This window comes from Stieleria tagensis (genome assembly GCF_024129865.1).
GTDB lineage: Bacteria > Planctomycetota > Planctomycetia > Pirellulales > Pirellulaceae > Stieleria > Stieleria tagensis.
In genome coordinates this window covers 1-20895 of sequence record NZ_JAMYFE010000110.1, presented here as the reverse complement: position 1 = coordinate 20895, position 20895 = coordinate 1, and the positions used below count along the sequence as shown (strand labels likewise).

Sequence of the window (20895 nt, the reverse complement as noted above, 5' to 3'; positions counted from 1 at the left end):
AACCTTGCCTTTGAAGCAGACCTGAATTACGCGAAAATTCGAACGCGGCGACCTTCCCAAAAGCGCATAGCAACGCAATTGGTGGAAAACAATGCGACGAAAAAGCGACCAACCGCAATTGCCGAATGTTCGGCAATTGCTAAGAAATGCATGAAAAAGCGGCGAAATGAAACGGAGAAAGCGACGAAATGCGACCAAGTACATTGTCGACTAGAATGTCCCCGCCCGTGGCAGTGCTGATGTTCGAGTTTTTTGCCCCAACGTTCGAACGGAGCTGCCACGGGCTTTTTGCTTGCGGTTGGACCATCAACTTGACACTTGCTTTATCCGTATTCTCGGATGCTGACGCAACCTTCTCTTGCAACCACGACGTGGTCTAGAACGGTAATCCCGACCATGGTGCCGACTTTCGTCAGGTGCTCGGTCACGGTTTGGTCTTCTCGGCTCGGAGTTGGATCGCCTGATGGGTGATTGTGCACGAGCAAAATGGCACTGGATGAATCCCTGATCGCGGGGCGGAAGACTTCCCGAGCATGAACAAGGGAAGCGTCCAGGGTGCCAACCGTAATCAGATGCGAGTCAATCATCCGGTGCTTCGTGTTAAGCGTGACCACATGGAACTCCTCTTGAAGTCCCTCAGCGATTAGCCTCGCGAAGTGCACCTGGCAAAACTCCGCCGCAAGTTGCGGCGACGTGATCTTGGTGTTGTAGTTGGCCTTCGGTTCGGCCACGCGTTTACCGAGTTCGATGCCGGCCATCAGCCGAGCGTAGGCGATGTCGGTCAATCCCAACTCTGCCTTTCCCGCTTGAACAATCTCGTGAACGCTCTTGTCCGCGACACGGGAAAACTGTGTCCGCAGTACCATCGACAGCAATTCTTGATCGCTTTTCTCTCTCACTTTATAAGAATGCCACAGCATTCGCATTCTGATCAAGTCACAAATGCGGCGCGGGGCAAGCGGTCGTGGTCACGTACGGTGAATGAATGTTTCGATAGCACCGTGCTGATTTAGATCCGGGGCTCGCATTCCGCTTCGTGTTGATCCAGAACCAATCGGCAGGCCGCCCGGCTGATCTCGCGAGCCAACTGGTCGCTGACGACGAACACCTTCATGCCATCGGTCGAGACATGCAGCACCGGAGGAAAGCCGTCTTTGTCAAGCCACTCTGCCAGCTCCGTGGCATGTTCGCTCGCTTCGTCGTACATGCCAAGCGAGTAAGCATCCATCATCTCGTTGAAACAAGTGGTCGGGTCCATGGAGCGAGAAAAGCACCGACATGTACACGCTGTCAACACTTTTGTCCCTTTCGTTGATTGAAACCTGCCGTGGTTGGGCAAACAGGTTCAATCAACGAAAGGAACAATCATGACAGATTCAAACAAACCCGCCGACACCATCCGCCTCCCTGGAGGACTGAAGGCCACGATTTGGTTCAACACGAGCGAGAAAGGTAAGACCTTTGCCAGCACCGAAATCTCACGAACGTACAAGACCAAAGACGGCTACGGTGACTCACATATCTACAGCCAAGACGATCTGCTGAAAGTTGCTCGACTGGCCGGCATGGCGTTCGACCGCATCAGCGAACTCCGAGCCGCAGATCAAGCCGAGGAGTCCGGCGAATGATCCAGGCAGCTGACTTGCAACAATTCACGGGTTCCGAGAGTTTCTTTCGGCACCCGCTGAATCGAAAAGTGATCTACACCGAAGGCGTCCAATACCTCGCCAAAAACGCAGGAGCTTACTGGCTGATCGATGCCATCGCCTCTCATCTCGGAAGCGAAGCCCATCGAAACGCCGCTGCAAGTGATCCCCGGATCGATTACCTGCATTTCTGGACGCTGTGCCGGGACGACAACGGCGGAGCAACTTTGGTCGCCAAAGCCGACTCACCGGAAGCCCCGTTCATCCGGCAGGACATCGAGTTCACCGATTTCCCGCTCGACAAGATCGACATCTGGGTCGGCTTCGACGGACAGCACTGGACGCTGTACCTGCCAAGTGAGCACTAAACCAAACAAGAAAGGAAACACCATGGGACTTGATATGTACGCATGCATCACACACCAGCATCCAAACCAACCAGTTGACTTTACGGTCACCGACTACACCGAGATTCACTATTGGCGAAAGCACCCTGACCTTCACGGATGGATGGCCGATCTCTATTTCGCCAAAGGGGGCAACAATCCCGATTTCAACTGTGCAACGGTCACGCTGACTATCCACGAACTGAACCAGCTGGAGACGGCTGTCAAAACCGGATCGCTGCCGAAAACCTCTGGCTTCTTCTTTGGTGAGTCATTCGGCGACGAACTTGACGGCGACCTTGAATTCATCGTGAAGGCCAAACAGGCCATCGATGAAGGATACACCGTCTTTTACGACTCTTGGTGGTGACCGCAGATCTGCGTCGACGGTGTTCCTCGTCTGCGCAGAACTCCACGGCCCACATCGCAATTGGAGAACATGGTCCCCGTGTCGAGACGCAAAACAATCCATAAATGCTTCTCCTTCATTTTGTCTTCTTCTTGGGTGAGAAAACAAAATGAAGGAGAAGCCAATGAAAATCATCGCATCAGGTCCGTCCGACGCGCCGTCGTTTCCGACTTCGTCAACACTATTTGAAGTCTGCGAGCAAATCGAAGATTTGCAACAAACGCATGCCGATTACCAAGCATTTGAACAATTCGACGTGTTAAACGAGTACGCGATCATCCTGCGAACACTGGGAAATATTCTCGCATCCGAAAGTGCGGCGATCTATATTTCCGAGCGACTTCACGAGGCTCAGAGCCTGCTTGATCAGGTTCGTGAACTCGGCAAATAACGGCAACGGGGAAGCGTCGGCAGGATTTTTCGTTGACGCTTCGCATCGATCCGTGCCAGAAGTGGCACGCTATGACAACTGCAAATGAAAGGGCAATACGATGACACGTACCAATGGAGCTGCCCGCCCGAAAGCGTAGGGCGGCATGGCAAAAGAACAATTTTTTCTCGCGGCCAGCAAAGGCATTCTCGATCTGATCGACGCGGCTGGTGATAAAGCAGGCCTTAGTCGCGGACAAGCGTTCGACGACTTTCTGACACTCGTCCGCTGCTGTCTCGCCGGCCAAACCATGGAAGAGGAATATCTGGCCACCGTTCACAAGGGCTACGACAAAGGACCAAAAGGCAAACGCGGGATCGATTTCATCGTCCAAGCGTTCGCCGAATTGGTCAACGCTATGGAAGAAAGCGGCCAAGACATCTTGGGCGATATCTTCACAGGCGGCATCACCTACGGCGAGCGAGGGCAATTCTTTACCCCCGACGGCGTCGCTCAGCTGATGGCCGATCTGACCGTCTTCGATACCGACGACAAAGAACGCCGAACGGTAAACGATCCCGCGTGCGGTTCTGGCCGCTTCCTACTGGCGGTCGCAAAGAAGCACCGAAACTGCGAATTCATTGGCCAGGACGTCGATCATCGCTGCACCCAAATGACCGCGATCAATCTCGGATTGAATGGGCTCTACGGCTGGGCGGTTTGGCAAAACACGCTGACGATGGAAGTCTTCCGTGTCTACAAGATCGGCCTCAATCTGACCGGTGGCGTGATCCGCGAAGTGAAGCCGGAGAACTCGCCTTTCAACTACGCGACAGCCAATTCCCAAAAGGCCGAACTTGCGAATAAGCAGGAATCAGTATCGTCAGAAACGAATGTTGAACCAAGCCGTGATCCTGCGAAGGAAAAAGGGAAACAAGCTGTTTCCCAATCCGATCCCAATGATGCCGCCCTGGGACCATCACAGCTCGATCTCTTTTAGCATTGAGGGCTTTCTTGATCTCTTTCCCACTCTCGGGGCAAAGAAAGAGCATCAAGAAAGGACATCGGTATGCAACCATCAAACGAACCTGTGACAATACGCGACGAAGGGTATCGAATTGTAAGGACTGACTACGGTTACGCGACGGCCGGATACCGGATTCAGCACCTCGCTGATGGCAGCTTCCTCGTCTCGATCCGTGCTGAATACAACGTCGGTAGTCAACTTGGATTCGGATCGCCACGTATCGCGATGGAAACCCGTGAAGACTGCGTAACGTTCTTTCTGCAACAAGCCAGATGCCACTTTTCGAAGCCGCTCAGCGGGTCGGTTGTAACCGAGAGTCAAAGGATCGCCCAAAAGCAGATGCTTTCGCTTCTCGAAGACGGGCTATTCGGATTTCTGGAACCGGAGCCAGAAGCATGAAATTGACTTTTGAAAAGAACGCTCTAGCTGATTTGGTTACTCCGCAACTTCAACGTCGAAAGGATTGCCATGGCAAGAAACGCACATGAATTCCATCCAGTCACCGTTCTCTACGACGGAAAGCTGTCCGCCAGCATCTATCGCCGGATCGATCAGCACGGCCCGCTCTACTCCGTCGAGTTCAACCGCTCCGGCTACTGCCAGGGCATTTTCGTCACGTCGAAGTTTTTCCGCGAAGAACACTTGCTTTCACTCAAAGAACTCGCCCAAAGAGCGTACGCATGCGTCGCCGACTTTAAAAACCGAGACGCCGAATACTGGGTCACAAATCCGACACGAAACTAAACCGAGTTCTGTCCATTTTGGGGTGGGGCGATATCCATGGCGGCAAAGCCGCAGGATTCCGGCCTCCAAAATCGCTTGCTTTACGTCCGATTTGGGGTGTAGCCCAAGCCGTACATCAAACTGATGCTGTTTTATTCGGGATATGAAGTCGGGGTGCTGACAGGAGGTGAACAAATCCGCAAGATAGTTGTCCCTACCAATGGGCAAGAAACGTGACGTCGGAAGACCATGTCTGAAACGCGGCCTTTAAGGTACATCCGAGCAACGGCTTAGAAACACCCGCAAAAACGCCAATGCGGAGAAACTTACATGATCACAGAATTCAATCGTATGACCGTCGTTGCAGCCGCGGAAGTGGTCTCCGACTTTAAATCTCATAGTGACATAGCGGTCTTGGAAGTTGAGTGGGGAATTACCGGGAGATGTGATGATTCAAGCAAGTCTGCACGAGTCGCAAGCCTATCGGACATTGCTCTCACCGAAAATTTGACAGTGATCAGCGAACATGGAAACGTCAGTCTTTGCCGCGCGTTGGTCGAGACCGCTCTGACCGCGCCAGAACGAACTCACGAGAGTGCGGCTTGGAGAAAGCTTGTTGCTGGGCTCCGCTTCGACGGGTTCGAGATCGATGAATCCATAACCGAGATCGAGTCGAATTGGGGAGGTCGAGTTAAGCAAAGTACGTTCTCGCTCGTTCGAATGCTTCCCGTCGACATTCCAGGTCTCGACTTTCGCGAAACTAACAGCGAGATAGAGGTGTTGCTGGATAGCTGTGGGTTCACCGTGGCAAGGGGACACTTGAACCAAGCTCTGGCGGCATTCCAAAGGGGCGAGTGGTCTTCAGCCAATGGAGAGTTGAGAAATTTCTACGAGTGTTATCTAAATGAGATCGCTGACGGTCTCGGCTATTCAGGTCCTAACAACAGTAAATCCCGACGAGACTATCTTGGCAATGGTGTTCAACCGCCCTTCCTATTGGCCGAGTACAACGAGTGGAATGCCAACAACCAAAAACCGCAGTTCGTTCAAGGCCTAATGAGCCGAATGCACCCGCATGGCGGACACCCTGGCCTGTCGGAAGAAGAAGACGCTACGTTTAGGCTTCAAACTTCGCTTGTAACCGCTCGCCTCTTCCTTCGCCGCTACGAACAGCGAATAGGAAGGTGATTGCCCAGTCGGATAGACCGATAGAGATATTGAAATGAAGCCTGCGGGTATTGCTTGAACGTAAGGTGCGTTTGCTGCTACGATCAGCATGACGATGCCTCAAAGCCAAATACCTCATAGAACATTGCGCTTCGCGTGCTACGTCCGCGTTTCATCGGCCAGCCAACACGGCGATGGGCAGCGAAGCGAGATCAAGCGGTGGCTCGAGGGTAACGGAATGGAACCAAACGCGGTCCGATGGTTTGAAGAACAAGAGTCCGGAAGCAATCTCGAACGCCCTGCTTTCGCTGCTCTCCAGAAAGCCATCTTCATGGGCGAAATCAAGACAGTCGTCGTCTGGCGACTGGACCGTCTTTCTCGCAATCAGAAAGACGGCATCAATACGCTTGCCGAATGGTGCGAAAGAGGCGTCCGCGTTGTCAGCGTCACTCAGCAACTCGATCTCAGCGGTGCTACCGGGCGGTTGATTGCGGGCGTTCTCTTTGCCGTCGCCGAGATGGAACTCGAAGCAATCAAAGAACGCCAAGCAATCGGGATCGCAGCCGCTAAAGAACGCGGTGTTTACAAGAACAATGGACTTCGTCGAAAAGGCTACCGGAAAGCCGACGCAAAAAGGGTGGTTGCACTTCGGAAAGACGGCGTGCCGGCAGCAACGATTTCACGCGATCTGGGGATCGCTCGCTCAACCGTTTACGCCTATCTCAAAGACGCCGATTACAACACGGCCAGTTAGTGACGTTCGCCAACAATCGCGAATCGTGTTACGCTCGTCATCGAGTAACATCTTCTTTTCCCTCTTGCCCAGCCCGCCGCAGGCGCGCGATCTGGAAAGTGTCCACGTTGTTGGACGCAAGCATTTTGTGTTCGCTTTGGCAGTCCGGTCAATGCTCGGTGGAACCGATCGGAAAGCGTCGGCGAAGCCGTCCTTGGGGCAGTGCTATTGGAGTCGCATTTCTTGTTGACTCAGGGTCAGGTGATGTGGCTAATTCGGTAGTGATGACTAGCCAGATATGTTTTTGTGACACTGAAACTCATGAACGCTGCGCGTCATAGAGTGTCACAAAAACAATCTGGGTCATGGGTCACTGCGTAGCCCCCCGACACCCCCTCGCTAAACGTGGCGCCGTTTAATCACGCAACCGCCACAAGCGAATTGTGGCTTGTCGATCCGATGGACAAGAGGAGAGAACAATGCGCGAGTTGCCTGAATTCGAAGAACCCAGTCACCAGCCGAGGCCGCAACTTTACGGTCGCCCTCGGATCGATCCCGCACAACGTCGGACCCGAGCTTTGCGCGTGTTCTTAACTGGACCAAGAAGGAATGGTTCAAAGCGTTGAAGGGGCCTTGAAAGCGATCGGCGCCGAAGATCGGCAAGCCATGATCATCGCGCACAACGATACCGCAGATCGCAATCCCCATTGCCACGTGATCATCAATCTGATCGGTGACGATGGGAGATTGCTGAAGAGCTACAACGACCACAAGAAGCTCTCCCGGTTCGCTTTGGAAGAGGAAATCCGAATTCACGGCGAACCCGTCGTTCAGGAACGACGAAAGCGATGGCACGACCGCGAAGCCGGGGAAACACCGGCACCGATGAAGAAGACGCCTCGGCACCAGTACGAACTTGAGAAACAGGCCAAAGCCGAGAACGACCACAGTCCAGAAATCGAGCAACTCCGGGAACGGCAGCGCATTCTCGAACAGCGCAAAGCAGAGCAGCAAAACCGGCAAGAACGCAATCGGGAGCGATTGCGTGAAATCTTGCAAGAACGGCAGCGAAGGTTGAAAACCCAGCAAGAGACGATTGTTCGACGCAGTAAAACCAACGCACGTAAGATCTACGACAAACCCTGGAAAGAACTCCATGCCACGCAGCAAACCGAGCGGGAACAGTTTGAAGCAAATGAAAAAAGCGTCAAAGGGTCGATCGAGAATGGCTTGAAGTTGTTCGATTGGTCAAAGCTATTTCACAGAGCGGCCAACGCTGAAGGGAAGCGTCTAAAAGACCTGTTTCAGACGCTGACGAGCGAGGCCAAACGCCGCCAGATTGTGCTTGATCGTCAGGAATCAGAGCGGCAAGCGATGCGCAAAGAGCAGCGTGCTGCGGAAATGGAGGCCGAGAAGATTGCCAAACAGCATTACAGCGAAAGGCAAGAGAAAGCCCGCGAAGACTATGTCCGAAAAGCGGCGCGAATGAAGGAACGTCAAAAACACAACGCTCAGCAATTGAAAGACGCTCAAAGGGAAATCAATCAACAACGCAATGACCTGCTCCGCGAACAACGAGAGTTTGAACTGGAGCAGAAACGCAAGCTTGTCCTGCAGCAAAAACTACGGCGCGAATTCGACGAGGCCGCAAGGAGCGACGAAGATCAAAAGGAGTCCGGTGAAGCCGAGAAAACCGAACAAGGCACCGCAACCATCGATCCCAAGCCCACAAGGAAGCGGCGAGAACGCAAACCCCGCGATCAAGAAACATCACGCCGCAAGCGAGACATCGAAAAGCGAGAACAGGAAACGACGAAACAAAATGACCAAGACAAAGCGGAACCAGAGTCCCCCACCGAAGACGACTTCGAGAAACGGATGCTCGACTACATGAACCGCCAACGCGAAGATCGCGACCGCGATCTCGATTTCGACCGCTGAGTCGACGGGCAATTTGCATTTCGCGATCAATCGCGTTAGTGTTCAGTTCACGAAACCACTCGAGCCCCACAAGCGCAAAACCTTCATCATGTCAAAGCTGATGGCGAAGTTCCGTATGGCCGGACAGCCCAAACCTACCGGAGGCAGCAAAAAGAAACGCAAGCCAAAGCCTAAGCCATACCCAAAACCGAAATGGGCCGGGGGCGGTAAACGTCGCTAACACTGCAACTTCTGCCTGAACTTGCCTTTGAGCTTTGCAACGGGTCGCGGGAAGATAGCCGCTGAGCCGAGCAGCACGGTGGATAAGAAATGGAAACCAAACCGAAACTCAACGCAATGCGTCTAGGCAATTGATCAATAGATAAAGGAGCAGATTCAAATGGTTGTCGATTAAATTTGAACAAAGAATGGAGATCTGGCAAAGTTGCCACTCAACAGTGGAGTAGAGCCAGAATGAAAAAGCAAGCACATGCTCAATCGAAAATCGATCAACTCAGTTGCCTCAAGGAAAAATGGCTAGCGGCGCAGGTATCCGATGATCAGATGTTAAGTGCCCTTGCAGGCTGCGATTACAAAGAGATGATTGATTCAGGCTTATCGGCTCAGTTCGATGCTGTCAGCGAGATCGGCTGTGCGATTGAGCTGGTTCAAGAACACTGGAAAGGCGAAGATGCTCCTGCCGAGATTCGCAAATTCGCTTGGCGAATTTGGAAATCCCATATTTCAACTAATATGGGTGAAGGTCCAGGTCTTCATTCGTAGGGAAAAACTGCGATTTCATCCAGCAGGCTGTTGAGAGACTCGGTATGGAAGACTCCTTCTTTCAACTTCTGAAAATCCATTTTGCGATTGACGTAGAAGGTCTTGTTTTTCTGGAATGGACCGAAAATCATACTCAACCCTCTGAGAAGCAACGTCGCACGTGTTTCCGTCCAAATCCCGACCCGGTCAATACTAAAAGAGCCGACTTCAATTTCTCGGTAAACCTCAAGACATTCACGTCGGGACTCAACCAACAGTCTGCGAAATCGTATTTGACGTTCTAGGGCAGAAGGAATCCTTTTTTCGAAAACGAGAAAAACCAAGTCGGTTATTGCAATGCTTTGAGAAAGTTCGTTCAACACACGCCCAACGAGTGGATCTCCTGCGACGAATGCGAGATCGCACGAAAGAACAGCATCCGAAAAGTCACCACTTGTGCATTGTTGCAATGCGTTTTCAGCATATTCCACGCGTTCGGAAAGCAGGGCAATCGTCTCGGAAAGCTCTCTTCTGGGTGATACTTGAATTGGAGCATCATGTAAATTCGCGGCGTGAATGTGGTCAAGCACGCGATCCATCATGTTGATCATATGAAAGTGAGTTTGAGCAGGCGGTGTGCAAGGAACTCGCTTGCCATCAATAGGTACTACCCAACCTTGGCCAGAGAGATCCAACCACAATCCATCTGCCTCATCTTTGGACAGATTCATGTAGGCAGATTGTTGGTCAGTCCCCAGCTCTGTCTCGATCCTTTCGCGGCAATCCAAGTTTTGTGTTGGATTTTCAAACAGCAGACGCAGGACCTCCAATCTCGCAGAGTTCAAGCGCTCGTGCGATTTGGTACCGTCCAAACTGATCACAGCAATTTGATCAATGGGAACATCCAAGGCTCCTGCTAGTTTCAAGAGATTTTGCGTCGTCATCTCACCGCATTCACGCTCGGCATTCGAGATCCGGCTTTGCGGAACTCCTGACTCCCTTTGGAGATCAAGCTGGGACAAGCCTTTTGAGATTCTAACACGTCGTAGTTCGCGTCCTCTTGGTTGGTGGGATCTGTTCATTCTGCTTGCATGTTCGTTAGACATCAGGTTCTCCCCATAGGTTCTTCTGTGAACGCCACTGAACTGTAAGTGTTGTCAAAGCATTCGACAACTGTGAGCGCAGTTCTGCTATCCGCGGCGCGGATATATCTAAATACGACTGTCGCAACGGGAAAAAGACTCCGGATTTCCGCCGCTATCCGCGACGCGGATTGGAGTTTCTGGTCAACCAAGGTCCTATCCCTAGAATCCGATCGGCTGGTGAATGCAATCGTTGCTCCGTTCGACTACGCATCAGATTGAAGAAGCCTGTCCGTAGAACGTTGGACTTGATTGCTTCGTTTCCTTGAGAGTCGAAATCGGAAGCCGAGTTGATTAGTACATCTTCAGCTGATCTCCAAACAAACCTACTCGCTATTTGCGAACGAAAACGATGAAGTATTGCAGGATCTTTTCTGTCGCACTGTTAGTCGCGGGAATCTGTGGTTGCCACAAACCTTCCTACGATGCTGGATACAAAGCAGGGAAAACCGACGGTTACAAGGTTGGTTATCACGCCGGGCGCGACGCAGGTATCAAAGTAGGCTATCGAAAAGGCAGCACCGCCTTCGTCGGAAGCTCGCTCATTCCTACATTCGGTCTGGTTGTCGTTGTTGCGTTTGGTGCTTCTGCCGTCTCCGCGTTAACTGTGTTTGTGATTATCCCTAAGCACCGTGAACGAAAAGCAAGATATGAGGCGCTCAACACTCTGGAGAAGAGGCGTCAGTCATTGCGGCAGCACACGCAGCTGGCTGTTGCTGCAAGGGTCCGACAACTCAAGCGATCCGTTCTTCGATCGGAGCACGATGAACGAGCACGAGTGACTCTGGAGAAGGCTTTTCTTGAGTGCCAGACCATCTTGTGTGACCATTCTTTCTCGATGATCGATCGAATGATCGACGTTCAGAAACACGTTATTCGTGACATTGCCAAATCCTCTTCTTTGTCCCCTGAGCAGCGTGCGGTTCTGTTCTCCGATGCTGCGAAGGAAATTCCTCCAGGAAAGTGAGCTTCAAGATGCGAAATTCTCAATCTCAGATTAACGCAACGCACGATGCGATTAATCCACAACGTGTTCTAAAACTGCTTGAAACCGATGGCGGTAACAGAGGACTGATCGGATTCCTCAAAGCCAAGTTGCTTGGAGACAACGATTCACGTGCTGCGGGCGAAATTGGCGAAGCCAAAGTGGCCGCGGCTCGTCTACTGAAAGATGCTGCCATAGAAGCTGCGCGACAACGTGTCCGCGTCATGGTGGCAGAGTTCCGTCTGGAAGCAGAGAGCGAACTTCTGGAGGCAAGGAACGACACTCTTGAAAAAGTAATCATCAACGCGGAGGTGCGTCTGGATCGGATCCAGCAATCTCCGATTTCGAGCTCTCGAAAGGAAGAGTTAATCGCGAATATTGAGCTTAATGTCAAAACCACCGTCGAACGAATCCAATCGCGTTCCGGCCTCAACTTTTAGGAATCAGAAAATGTTTAATGACCTTCTAACTGCCGCCTACGAGCTCTCAGCATCGGTCGGATTTTCTTGCTTCGTGATCTATGCGTTTCTTCAGGAAGGAAAGACCTCCCCGAACGCATTTACACGAGTCATCGAACAAATCGAGAATTCCGGCACCGTCTCAAGCGTCGAGGATCTCCTTTCGGTTGTGGCCTGTTTGCTCGTCGTTTTTGGTGCTGTTGGGAAGGGGGTTGAACACCTTCGACCCGAGCCGCAGCAGCAATCCGATGCGAAGTAGCTGATGAAAAGCGAGTCCGATTGGAATCGGATTCGTCATGCAGCAATTTCCAAGTTACCCAACAGATTTGTACAGAGGATCTTCAATGGAAAGCCCGATCAACAAACTGGTAAGCAGCTTTGTTTGGGTGGCGGTTCTGGGACTGCTGCTCATGGTCTCAATCGCGATCGATAGCGCCTGGACAATTCTCACTACTTTGGCACTAGCTCTTGGTATTGCCATCGCAGTCATCAACGCGGTCGTTCAAACAGTCTTCTTCGTCATGGCAATGCTGACTAAGGGTGTCGTGTCGCTGCCGAAAGCCGCAGTAAAAACTTTAGCGTTTACTGGGCAAGCAACAGGCATCACACACGATAATGGTTCGCTCATTTGGCGACACTATCTCTTCAAGACGATATTTGCCAAGGCAGTTGCCGTCGGAATCGTCGCTGTAGGGGCTGTCGTTGCTGGTATCGTTCAATCTCCGGTCTTGCTGCTATTTTCCGTCGGTATCGCCATTGCGTTCACGAAGCTCCCCGACTTGGCTGAGCTTCTCCGAGACAACCGCTTTTTTGAGCGCATTCTCATCACCGGGAACGTCCCCCGGGAAACATATCCAAGCAATCGAAAGATGCTTGCTTACGCGGATGATTTTGAATTGCAAAGGCATCCAACCGGTGGATGCCTGTCGAAAAAGTCGTTCCTTGGAGAAACACTTGTAGAGAATACGGTCGTTCCCAGACTGGTTTTTCTCGATAACCCGGCGTGTTCACTAACCATCGCTTCAGTCGGAACCGCAAAGCTAGTCGCCGGAATCGGTCCCAACATGATCTTGAGCGAAGCCTCGATCGTTGGCATTTCTCCCAAACCGGAGCTCGCTGACCTTTTTTGTCATCGTCGTTGCGTAACCGTACACCAGAACCGTTGTAGGCGCGGGGTTTAACGTAGCGGGTTTTGTTTCGTTTCACCCAACGGAGAAAACCCATGCCACGATCCGAAACCGCCAAACTTTGGCAGGAACGGTTGCGTCGATTTGCGTCCTCGCGAATGAGCGTCGCCCAATTTTGTCTCAGCGAAGGTGTCTCGCAGCCATCCTATTACAAATGGAGGAAAAAGCTGCGTGAACTGCCTAGCGACGCCAAGATCAAGCCGTCCGCCACGAGCGTTCAATTCATGCCGCTTCGTCTGGCCACCGAGGCCGCCGATCAAGTTGCCTCGGAGTCGAATCAGCAGGCGGGCTCATTGCTTGCCAGCACTACCATCGAACTTCCCGGCGGTGTTCGCATCCGCGTGGAAGTCCCCACGGATCGGCAGCCAAGTCAGCGTCCGGAGGCCCTAGCATGATCGGATTGCCTGCCGGTGTGCCGATCTACCTTTGCACCGAGCCGGTCGATTTTCGAAAAGGCTTTGATGGTCTGACAGGAATCGTGACCACCGCGATGAATCACCGTGTGACCGATGGTTCACTATTCTTGTTCGTCAATCGAAGACGCGATCGCATCAAGGCGCTGTGGTGGGAAACCGGCGGACTAACGCTCTGGTATCGCAGGCTCGAACAGGGAACTGTCGAATTGCCAAAAACCGATGGCGATGTTTCCCACATCGTGATCGACAACGTTGAACTGGCCATGTGGATTGCTGGAGTGTCACTGAAGTCGGCTAAGATCAGACGTAAGCGAATGGCAGCTTAAGCCTCCAGTCGCCCCACTTGAAAAGTCATTCAATGGCTCCGCGAAACTCTCATCGCGGAGCCATTTTTTTTGTGCTGTCTTGCGCGATTTGCGTTGAGGTTTATAATGTCGCCATCATGAACTCTAAGCCTCTTCCAAACGACATCGACGCTTGCCACCAACTGATTGCGAAGCTGCAGTCACAAGTCGGCAAGCATCAACAGGTCATTGACGACCAATCGACCGAACTGTCGCTCAAAGACAAGCTGATCGAGGAGCAAGCCCACAGCGTCCTGGAACTCAAAGCCGAGTCGGACAAGCTCGAAGAAGAGAATATCGAGCTGAATCTCAAGATCGAAAAACTACTCAAGCAACTATACGGGCGTAAGAGCGAACGACGGGTCGATGGCGCAGGCCAGTTGTTCTTAGATCTTGGCGAAGAACCCACGCCGGAAGTGGTCAGCGCGTTGGAAGAGGCCGTCCGCGAGGCCCACAAAATCGTCGACGATGCCGAAGAAGCGAAAAAACAACGTAGGAAGAGGTGTCCCGACCAAAGCGATCGCAAGTTCCCTGAACACTTGCCGCGATACGAAAAGATCGTCGACCTTCCCGAAGACCAACGCGAAGGTCTAACTCTCATCGGCTACGACGAAGTCGAGAGGCTCGAGTGCATCGCGTCGGAACTGAAGGTCCGAGTCACGAAGTATGCCAAGTACGCTCATCCGACCGAGAAATCCAAGGGGATCGTCACTCCCGAGCGTCCCACCGGACTGGTCGAAGGGGATCGCTTTGACGTTTCGATCGGTGTCGAAGTTGTGGCCTGGAAATACTTTTATCACTTGCCGTTTTATCGTCAACAAGATCTATTCGCCGGCAGTGGCTGGACGCCCAGTCGCAGCACGCTGGTAAACCTCGAAGCGGCGGTTGAGTTCGCTCTGCGTCCGCTTGCTGACCACTTGCGACAGTTCTTGAAACAGGATCAAACGATTGGCTGTGATGACACCGGCGTGTTGTTGATCACGCCCAAAGCGATGCCGGACTTGTCGCAACATGCTCGTGGCCAGCGAATCGGCGAAGTGCTTGAAGAGGCGATTCTCACTGGCAAGCCAAGTATCAAAGCCAACATGTGGGGCTATTACGCGTCACGCCTTCCTGTGGTGGCATTCGACTTCACGGTCAGTCGCCACCGCGACGGACCGGATGATGTACTCGGTGATTTCGAAGGCAATTTAATCGGAGACTGCTGGTCAGGTTTTCAAAAGATCGATGTGCGAAGCGACTCGCGAATCACGTTCGCGGCGTGCTGGGCGCATGCGCGGCGCAAGATTGACGAGTGCCGCAAAGCGTTTCCAACACAGGTCGCCAAGCTGGAGTCATTGATCCGGGTGCTCTATGACGTGGAGGATCAGATCAAGGATTTTGCGGAAGCGGATCGACTTGCTCGCCGACAAAGTTTATCGCGTCATGTTCTGGCCCAGATCGCCGAGTATCTCGACAGCGAAGCGATGCAATTCCCAACCGTCCTTCCGAAAAGCAAATTTGGCCAGGCGGCGGCATACGTGCGTCGTCACTGGGAAGCACTGAATCGGTTCACTGCAGATGCGACCATTCCGATCGACAACAACGACTGCGAACAGTTGATGAAGCGAGTCGCCACTGGCAGGAAGAATTGGATGTTCAAAGGTTCGGTGGCAGCGGGCGAGCGAGCGGCCAACCTCATGACCATCATCGGCAGCGCGATCCGCAATGACTTGGACGTGCGTTCCTATCTGGACGACGTGCTACGCCGAGTGCTGGCAGGCGCAACGGACTGGCCAGCACTCACACCTCACGCTTGGCGATCGAAGCATCCTGAATCAATCCGGCAGTATCGCCAAGACGAGCGCCGCCAGGCAGCCGACCGCAAACGCACCCGCCGAGCACGCCGCCGCGTGCTCAACAAGTCAACTCGGCGTCGCTAACTGGTTCTGGTGTACGGTTACCCTTGGGGCGAAAGAATTGGATGTTCGCCGGTAGTCTTTCCGGCGGCGAACGCAACGCGGGATTCCTGACATTGACGAGCAGCGCTCACCGTAACGACTTGGACGTGACCGCGTACGTGAATGATGTGCTGCAGCGTTTACTTGCGGGGGAGACGAACTACGAACCGTTGCTGCCATGGAACTGGGGCGAGTCTCACCCTGAGTCGATCCGGGTTTACCGTCAACAGGAGCGTGAGCAAAAGGCAACTCCCAAACGGGCCGGCCGTCAACGCCGCCGACAGCTCCTCCGCGACAAACTTATACCCCGCCTCCGCTAGCCGCCCCAGCCCTGAACATCAACACCGCAACCGCAACCGTGGTCAGAGACGCTTACGAACATCAACCTCCGATCGCGAGTTGATCTGAGAAACTGAGATAACCTGGTCGGAGGATAGAGCTCTGGTGGCCGATATCTGGGTAACTGTCGACGTCTAAGACGCGCTATTCTTGAGCAACAAAGTAAAACCTGAACAAACGCTCTAAAGAAATCTATGGAAATTTCTTGACCTATAGCATGCCAGAAGGTATCAACGGGGAGCATAAGAGGCGGACTCTTGTCGCTGTGTTGTGATCGAATGTTCGGAAATATCAATTCGATATGACACTTTTCTTGCAGTCGAATCTCTTCTCATGGAGCAATACAATGCACGTTTTTTTACGCTCGGTAATTCGCGCGGCAGTTTGTATTGTAGTTGCACTAGCAAGCGATGAAGCAACCGGAATGGAGCAAAAAACCGTCACCCTCAAAACCGATCTTGAGGTTGAGCAACTATCGGTTTTCGGAAAAATTCAGGTGTACGGCGGAAGCACCAATCACGACATCAATCTTAAAACGGATTTCATTGGTAATATTTATCAGGGAAGAGTGTTGATTGAAAACAATGGAAAGCAGACTGTATTACTGGACAAGTTGACAAGCTCATGTGGCTGTACTCTTGCGCAGCCGTCGAGCCCAGAGATATTGCCAGGGGAAACGCAAAACCTACTAATACAGGTAGCGAAGAAATCGATAGGGGTTTTCAAAGAAAAAATTGATATCCAGCTTGCAGGCAGAGTTCATCAATTGCGCATAAGTGGAGAGCTGCTCCCTCAGATTTCGTCTAGTGATGAGGTTGTGTTCGCAAAGAACGGTAGCTCTGAGATCGATTTGCAGCTGCATGACGACCGAATTAAGCCAGAGCAGCTCAGTTTCGCAATCGCCGGCGAGATTGCTTCAGTCGAATCATCCCGCTACTTGGGGCACGGTGATCCATGTATACGCTTGACACTCAAGCGAGTCGACGTTGCTAGGTTTACTGACCGAATCGTTGTAGTTCCTCAGTTAAAAACCGAAAGCGGCGCTTTTGATCTTGTGCCAATTACGCTTAATACTCGTTTCGTTGGAATGGTTAGAGTTGTGCCGAGCACTGTGTTTGTCAGGCCGGGAATTCCGGTGAGAATTTTTCTATTTGGGGATGTAGAAGCAATTGTCAGCGAGTCAAAAACGCATGAAGGATTCGCTAGATTGAGTGCTGTTAGGTTGGAAAAAGATTCCGCAGTTGATGAAGGTAAGGATGCCCGAGTTTTAGTTGATCCAATCAAAAATGGTGTCGCTCTTACAGTTGATGGCGACCCAAATAAGTTGTTTGATTCCGATGGCATCATTTCAGCTACGTGCGCTGGTGTTGATCTGCGATTTCGTGTTCGGATCCTAAGAAAAGAGGAAGAAGAATGAAGACTTTTATTTTGTTGCTGCTTGCGTTTGGACTTTCCGGGAAATGTTATGCCCAAGGCGGAGGATGTGTGAGATACGTCGTACCACACAACCTAGTACGCGTCTGCGAGACAGCATATCCGATTACTTGCAAAACCGGGCAGACGTACCAATGCGGAAATCCCGAGACTCATGCGACGTGTTTGGCCAAAAGTTGGATGTATCGTGGTCCAGACTACTCCCAAGAAGAGAAAGAGCAGCGGGATGCCAATTTTGGAGAAGAAGGCAGGGTGCCTGATGATGCGAATTTCACCACCTACGTCTGTTTCCAAGAGGGCGACTGCCATTGCCGATGGGCAGATACGTTTTGGGCATGCGGTGGCGACAAGGTTGATGATTTATTGGCGGAGACAACAGTAGACTGGGTTGACCTTTCTGCAACTCCGTGTTTCGGATCATAGCGATTTGAAGATCTAGAGTCTGATGGCTGAACCGGGTGGAAAATCCAACGCCCGGTTGAATGGTATTGTTCGCAAATTAGGTTATTAAGATGTGGATTCGTTTTCTTAGTATTCTTGTTGTTTTCCTGTGTTGTTCACTATCGATGTGGGCTGATGAGAAAGAAGAGCGAGATACAGAAGATCTTGTTTATCAGGGCATCGCCGACCTAACCGTTCTGCGTGATTCGGTGCTCAGACGATACGTGTTGATGGCAAAAGGTGAAGTACAAAGAATCCATTTAACAAAGAGTGGTGGCCCACCTTTGCGAATTCAACCAGCTTACAAACTGCAAGCAGTCGATAAATCAAAGCATTTCAGTTATCTTGCTAATGGAAGGGTCCTTGACAGCTCCGCGACAACAAGAGGGTATGACCTGCAATATTGGCAGGAGTTCTTTCGCTGTGGAAATATGATTAAAGGCAGGACCGGGCCAGCGTCCGCTTTGGGGTACACCACTAAAAAGAAGGACCAGACAGTTAAACAGTTCATCGAATCGGAGTCGCTAAAGCACACTTCGTTTCAGCCTTTTGACAATCTAATAACTCACGCACTTTTTTTGGCCAGCCCAAGGGATCAACAAGGTTGGATTGAGCAGGTGTTTCTTAAGGAAGGTAAGTTTCTTGAAGCAACCAAGGCAACACAAGGCCAGATTGTGAGTAGGTGGCGATGGAAACATCATTCTCTCGATTTCGAAATTGAAATGACACAGTCGAAAGTGTTTGATTATTTGCCAGTGAAGCTAAAGTATACGAGCAGGGACAAGAAAATGCCGGGTCTGTTCAGCGAATCAGAAATCGAATGGATCGAGCACAAGTCGACGAAACAGTTCTTGCCCCACGTGTTGAAGAGTGCAACGGGTGCCCCTTTTGGGCCTACGGAAGAGCACTTTCACTGGGTATTTGACTGGCGAATTGGAAACGAAATAGACGACAAGTTTTTTGACTGTGAATCAGAAGACTTTCGGCAGCAGTTTTCACCTATATTCGATTTTTATTTCGATACATATGGACAGCCCGGCGGGATACTCACTGGCACACCTTGGAAAACACCTGAAGAATTAATTGACGAAGAGTGAAATTCTGATTATTCCATTTTTTGAGAGCCAGCCTTGGCTCTGGTACTGATTTGGTTGCTATGCCAAACGATTCCAGGAAATAATAATTGACCGCGACGAGTGTACCAGAACAATTAGCCGGCGAATCGAGCCGCGGAATGTGTAAACGACTTTGAGACAGCTTTGTGACTCAACTTAAAGTCGCAGTTCAGTGTGGTCAGGGGCCACCCCCTGAAACCCCGGGATTTTTTAGGCATAAGTCGGGTGTTCAATGATGATTCTTGCGGTATCGTCGTCGTGTCCGGTGAAACGGAAGATGGCTCTGCGGGGACGCAACCGTCCAAGGGATAGCCGGATCGAGGGTGCGTCAATGACGTTTCTTCAGGAGCCTCCGCGCAATGAACTGCGGGGGCTTCATTTTTCTTTTCCGCCTGGCAGCTTGGCGCGTTGATCCAAACCGCCCCTGGAAATGGTTCGGGTTTTGGAACTCCTTTGACGAATCGTTCCGGATTTCGTTGCCATGCTAGCTCAAGTGTTTGCTCTCGCGCCGATCGAATTTCATCCGCTTGTCCGTAGTGCAACGATGCAGGCGTCAGCATTCCGATTCCGCTGTGGTAGTGATCGTAGTTGTACCAGTGGAAGAACCGCCGACAGAATCCCAGGGCATCTTCATAGCTGCCGAAGCGTTGCGGGAATTCTGGACGATACTTCATTGTTTTGAATTGGCTTTCCGAAAACGGATTGTCATTCGATACATGAGGACTACTGTGGCTCTTGGTGACTCCCAGTGAACCAAGCAGGTGAACGACATTGTGCGATGTCATCGACGGCCCGCGATCGCTGTGAATAATCAGTTGGTCTGCTGGCACGTTTTGTTTCTCGATCGTGGTTTCGATCAATCGTTTCGCCAAGTCCGAGCTTTCTCGATGCGCCAACATCCAGCCAACAACTGTGCGACTGTAGATGTCCAGAATCACGTAGAGGTAGTAGTACGTCCATTTCTCCGGACCTTTCAGCTTGGTGATGTCCCAGGACCAGACTTCATTGGGTCCGGTAGCCAGCAATTCTGGCTTCTTGTATTTTGGATGGGTCAGTTGGTTTCGCCGTTCTCGGCTGCTTTGGTTCTCTTCGAGAATGCGGTATATCGTCCTCACACTACAGAGATAACTGCCCTCATCGAGTAACTTCGAATAGACCTGCCGCGGCGACTGATCGGCAAACCGTTCACTATTGAGTTGATCAAGCACCGCTTTACGTTCGTCGGCCGAAAGCGCCCGAGCCGGTGTCGGTCGTGCCTTGGCATCTGATTTCACTTCGCGACGACGATAAAACGGCGCCCGCGACACATTCAAAGCCTTGCACGCTGCGACGATTCCGATTTCTTCGCCGAGCTTCTTGGCGGCCTTCAGTCGTCCTTCTCTTGTGATCTTGTCTGCATCATCTCCGAGACTTCTTTTGGACGTCGATGATCAGCTCGGCTTGGCGGAGCTTGTCCTTCAGACGTTCATTCTCGCGCTTCAGGCGAGTGACTTCTTGGGCTGGGGTGAGTTTGCGTTTCTTGTTTGACTTTTTCGATGATGACAAAGATTCATTCCGAAGTTGGCGACGCCATCGTGCGACGACGGACGAGTACAGTCCTCCGCGTCGCAGCAGAGCTCCGATTTCACCGGGCTGCTCACACTGCTCAGCTTCGAGGGCAATTCGACGTTTGTACTCCGAGGTAAAGCGGCGACGGGCCGCTTTCTCGACAACCTCAGGATCTTTTTCTAAATCTTTTCCAGCCTTCTCGGTCATGGAAACTCTCCGTGCCCTCAACTCTCAAATCAAAATGAAAGTTGTCTCACGTATGTTGGCACAGAGGGGCCGGGCTACCTTTTGTCTTTCGATGACGAAAGCGTATCGTCGCGAATGTTGACTCAATCGGATTGGTAGTCCGCAGATTGCTCCAGTGCTCAGCGGGGAAGTCGTATAGGGCAATCGCACGTCGATT

At 51.8% G+C, this 20895-nt stretch carries 22 protein-coding genes and 1 pseudogene; 19 read left to right on the top strand and 4 right to left on the bottom strand.

All coding sequences use genetic code 11. From position 1 onward, the window contains the following. Positions 1-323: 323 nt before the first annotated feature. Together NHH03_RS23535 and NHH03_RS23530 are read right to left on the bottom strand one after the other, a co-directional pair. Positions 324-920, bottom strand: coding sequence for a JAB domain-containing protein (locus NHH03_RS23535; RefSeq protein WP_253160322.1), 597 nt, complete (start codon positions 918-920; stop codon positions 324-326). Positions 921-1009: 89 nt separating this feature from the next. Next, complete coding sequence (locus NHH03_RS23530) at positions 1010-1258, bottom strand: hypothetical protein (RefSeq protein ID WP_253160320.1); 249 nt, start codon at positions 1256-1258, stop codon at positions 1010-1012. A gap of 109 nt (positions 1259-1367) precedes the next feature. Between NHH03_RS23530 and NHH03_RS23525 the strand changes: the two genes are divergently transcribed. The 10 genes from NHH03_RS23525 to NHH03_RS23480 all read left to right on the top strand — a co-directional run bounded on the left by NHH03_RS23525 (position 1368) and on the right by NHH03_RS23480 (position 9164). Beyond that, the gene (locus tag NHH03_RS23525) at positions 1368-1628 is read left to right on the top strand and encodes a hypothetical protein (RefSeq protein ID WP_253160318.1); all 261 of its coding nucleotides are present in this window, start codon (positions 1368-1370) and stop codon (positions 1626-1628) included. Beyond that, positions 1625-2014 (top strand): DUF6876 family protein, encoded by a 390-nt coding sequence (locus NHH03_RS23520; RefSeq protein WP_261364434.1) that lies wholly within the window; start codon positions 1625-1627, stop codon positions 2012-2014. Before NHH03_RS23525 ends, NHH03_RS23520 begins: the two co-directional genes overlap by 4 nt. Before the next feature lie 142 nt (positions 2015-2156). Beyond that, positions 2157-2402, top strand: coding sequence for a hypothetical protein (locus NHH03_RS23515; RefSeq protein WP_253160315.1), 246 nt, complete (start codon positions 2157-2159; stop codon positions 2400-2402). A 163-nt stretch (positions 2403-2565) separates the two neighbouring features. After that, entirely contained in the window at positions 2566-2832 is a 267-nt protein-coding gene (locus NHH03_RS23510; protein ID WP_253160313.1) for a hypothetical protein, read from the top strand. 145 nt (positions 2833-2977) lie between these two features. Beyond that, positions 2978-3811, top strand: a complete 834-nt coding sequence (locus tag NHH03_RS23505) for an N-6 DNA methylase (RefSeq protein WP_253160311.1) — start codon at positions 2978-2980, stop codon at positions 3809-3811. Positions 3812-4306: 495 nt separating this feature from the next. After that, the gene (locus tag NHH03_RS23500; protein ID WP_253160309.1) at positions 4307-4582 is read left to right on the top strand and encodes a hypothetical protein; all 276 of its coding nucleotides are present in this window, start codon (positions 4307-4309) and stop codon (positions 4580-4582) included. 309 nt (positions 4583-4891) lie between these two features. Further along, a complete protein-coding gene (locus tag NHH03_RS23495) occupies positions 4892-5749 on the top strand; it encodes a hypothetical protein (protein WP_253160307.1) in 858 nt (285 codons plus the stop codon). 88 nt (positions 5750-5837) lie between these two features. Then, the gene (locus NHH03_RS23490) at positions 5838-6482 is read left to right on the top strand and encodes a recombinase family protein (RefSeq protein ID WP_315861483.1); all 645 of its coding nucleotides are present in this window, start codon (positions 5838-5840) and stop codon (positions 6480-6482) included. 588 nt (positions 6483-7070) lie between these two features. Beyond that, positions 7071-8402 carry a hypothetical protein gene (locus NHH03_RS23485; protein WP_253160303.1) on the top strand — a complete coding sequence of 444 codons (1332 nt, stop codon included), beginning with the start codon at positions 7071-7073 and terminating at the stop codon, positions 8400-8402. Positions 8403-8855: 453 nt separating this feature from the next. Then, positions 8856-9164, top strand: coding sequence for a hypothetical protein (locus NHH03_RS23480; RefSeq protein ID WP_253160301.1), 309 nt, complete (start codon positions 8856-8858; stop codon positions 9162-9164). Here NHH03_RS23480 and NHH03_RS23475 read toward each other — a convergent pair. Continuing rightward, on the bottom strand, positions 9155-10225 hold the full coding sequence (locus tag NHH03_RS23475) for a helix-turn-helix domain-containing protein (protein ID WP_261364436.1): 1071 nt from the start codon (positions 10223-10225) through the stop codon (positions 9155-9157). The genes NHH03_RS23480 and NHH03_RS23475 overlap by 10 nt on opposite strands. A gap of 412 nt (positions 10226-10637) precedes the next feature. Here NHH03_RS23475 and NHH03_RS23470 point away from each other — a divergent pair, with 412 nt between their 5' ends. From NHH03_RS23470 to NHH03_RS23430, 9 genes are all read left to right on the top strand, one after another. Beyond that, positions 10638-11252: a hypothetical protein gene (locus NHH03_RS23470; protein ID WP_253160297.1), complete on the top strand. Its 615-nt coding sequence runs from the start codon at positions 10638-10640 to the stop codon at positions 11250-11252. A gap of 8 nt (positions 11253-11260) precedes the next feature. Further along, on the top strand, positions 11261-11710 hold the full coding sequence (locus NHH03_RS23465) for a hypothetical protein (RefSeq protein ID WP_253160295.1): 450 nt from the start codon (positions 11261-11263) through the stop codon (positions 11708-11710). Between the two features lie 10 nt (positions 11711-11720). Further along, on the top strand, positions 11721-11987 hold the full coding sequence (locus NHH03_RS23460) for a hypothetical protein (protein ID WP_253160292.1): 267 nt from the start codon (positions 11721-11723) through the stop codon (positions 11985-11987). Positions 11988-12072: 85 nt separating this feature from the next. Next, positions 12073-12909 (top strand): hypothetical protein, encoded by an 837-nt coding sequence (locus tag NHH03_RS23455; RefSeq protein WP_253160290.1) that lies wholly within the window; start codon positions 12073-12075, stop codon positions 12907-12909. Between the two features lie 41 nt (positions 12910-12950). After that, positions 12951-13310, top strand: a complete 360-nt coding sequence (gene tnpA / locus NHH03_RS23450; RefSeq protein ID WP_253160288.1) for an IS66 family insertion sequence element accessory protein TnpA — start codon at positions 12951-12953, stop codon at positions 13308-13310. Then, positions 13307-13657, top strand: coding sequence for an IS66 family insertion sequence element accessory protein TnpB (gene tnpB, locus NHH03_RS23445; RefSeq protein WP_253160286.1), 351 nt, complete (start codon positions 13307-13309; stop codon positions 13655-13657). Before tnpA ends, tnpB begins: the two co-directional genes overlap by 4 nt. A 116-nt stretch (positions 13658-13773) precedes the next feature. Continuing rightward, positions 13774-15597, top strand: coding sequence for an IS66 family transposase (locus tag NHH03_RS23440; RefSeq protein WP_253160283.1), 1824 nt, complete (start codon positions 13774-13776; stop codon positions 15595-15597). Between the two features lie 658 nt (positions 15598-16255). Beyond that, a complete protein-coding gene (locus NHH03_RS23435) occupies positions 16256-17371 on the top strand; it encodes a DUF1573 domain-containing protein (protein ID WP_253160282.1) in 1116 nt (371 codons plus the stop codon). A gap of 529 nt (positions 17372-17900) precedes the next feature. Then, a complete protein-coding gene (locus NHH03_RS23430; RefSeq protein ID WP_253160279.1) occupies positions 17901-18926 on the top strand; it encodes a hypothetical protein in 1026 nt (341 codons plus the stop codon). 419 nt (positions 18927-19345) lie between these two features. Here NHH03_RS23430 and NHH03_RS23425 read toward each other — a convergent pair. Further along, positions 19346-20699: pseudogene (locus tag NHH03_RS23425) on the bottom strand (IS3 family transposase); the annotation flags it as partial. Positions 20700-20895 lie beyond the last annotated feature (196 nt).

Excerpts from the sequence above, each read along its gene's own strand:
- NHH03_RS23535 (WP_253160322.1), bottom strand. The coding sequence starts at position 920 with ATGCTGTGGCATTCTTATAAAGTGAGAGAGAAAAGCGATCAAGAATTG.
- NHH03_RS23530 (WP_253160320.1), bottom strand. The coding sequence starts at position 1,258 with ATGGACCCGACCACTTGTTTCAACGAGATGATGGATGCTTACTCGCTT.
- NHH03_RS23525 (WP_253160318.1), top strand. The coding sequence starts at position 1,368 with ATGACAGATTCAAACAAACCCGCCGACACCATCCGCCTCCCTGGAGGA.
- NHH03_RS23520 (WP_261364434.1), top strand. The coding sequence starts at position 1,625 with ATGATCCAGGCAGCTGACTTGCAACAATTCACGGGTTCCGAGAGTTTC.
- NHH03_RS23515 (WP_253160315.1), top strand. The coding sequence starts at position 2,157 with ATGGCCGATCTCTATTTCGCCAAAGGGGGCAACAATCCCGATTTCAAC.
- NHH03_RS23510 (WP_253160313.1), top strand. The coding sequence starts at position 2,566 with ATGAAAATCATCGCATCAGGTCCGTCCGACGCGCCGTCGTTTCCGACT.
- NHH03_RS23505 (WP_253160311.1), top strand. The coding sequence starts at position 2,978 with ATGGCAAAAGAACAATTTTTTCTCGCGGCCAGCAAAGGCATTCTCGAT.
- NHH03_RS23500 (WP_253160309.1), top strand. The coding sequence starts at position 4,307 with ATGGCAAGAAACGCACATGAATTCCATCCAGTCACCGTTCTCTACGAC.
- NHH03_RS23495 (WP_253160307.1), top strand. The coding sequence starts at position 4,892 with ATGATCACAGAATTCAATCGTATGACCGTCGTTGCAGCCGCGGAAGTG.
- NHH03_RS23490 (WP_315861483.1), top strand. The coding sequence starts at position 5,838 with ATGACGATGCCTCAAAGCCAAATACCTCATAGAACATTGCGCTTCGCG.
- NHH03_RS23485 (WP_253160303.1), top strand. The coding sequence starts at position 7,071 with ATGGTTCAAAGCGTTGAAGGGGCCTTGAAAGCGATCGGCGCCGAAGAT.
- NHH03_RS23480 (WP_253160301.1), top strand. The coding sequence starts at position 8,856 with ATGAAAAAGCAAGCACATGCTCAATCGAAAATCGATCAACTCAGTTGC.
- NHH03_RS23475 (WP_261364436.1), bottom strand. The coding sequence starts at position 10,225 with ATGAACAGATCCCACCAACCAAGAGGACGCGAACTACGACGTGTTAGA.
- NHH03_RS23470 (WP_253160297.1), top strand. The coding sequence starts at position 10,638 with ATGAAGTATTGCAGGATCTTTTCTGTCGCACTGTTAGTCGCGGGAATC.
- NHH03_RS23465 (WP_253160295.1), top strand. The coding sequence starts at position 11,261 with ATGCGAAATTCTCAATCTCAGATTAACGCAACGCACGATGCGATTAAT.
- NHH03_RS23460 (WP_253160292.1), top strand. The coding sequence starts at position 11,721 with ATGTTTAATGACCTTCTAACTGCCGCCTACGAGCTCTCAGCATCGGTC.
- NHH03_RS23455 (WP_253160290.1), top strand. The coding sequence starts at position 12,073 with ATGGAAAGCCCGATCAACAAACTGGTAAGCAGCTTTGTTTGGGTGGCG.
- tnpA (WP_253160288.1), top strand. The coding sequence starts at position 12,951 with ATGCCACGATCCGAAACCGCCAAACTTTGGCAGGAACGGTTGCGTCGA.
- tnpB (WP_253160286.1), top strand. The coding sequence starts at position 13,307 with ATGATCGGATTGCCTGCCGGTGTGCCGATCTACCTTTGCACCGAGCCG.
- NHH03_RS23440 (WP_253160283.1), top strand. The coding sequence starts at position 13,774 with ATGAACTCTAAGCCTCTTCCAAACGACATCGACGCTTGCCACCAACTG.
- NHH03_RS23435 (WP_253160282.1), top strand. The coding sequence starts at position 16,256 with ATGACACTTTTCTTGCAGTCGAATCTCTTCTCATGGAGCAATACAATG.
- NHH03_RS23430 (WP_253160279.1), top strand. The coding sequence starts at position 17,901 with ATGTGGATTCGTTTTCTTAGTATTCTTGTTGTTTTCCTGTGTTGTTCA.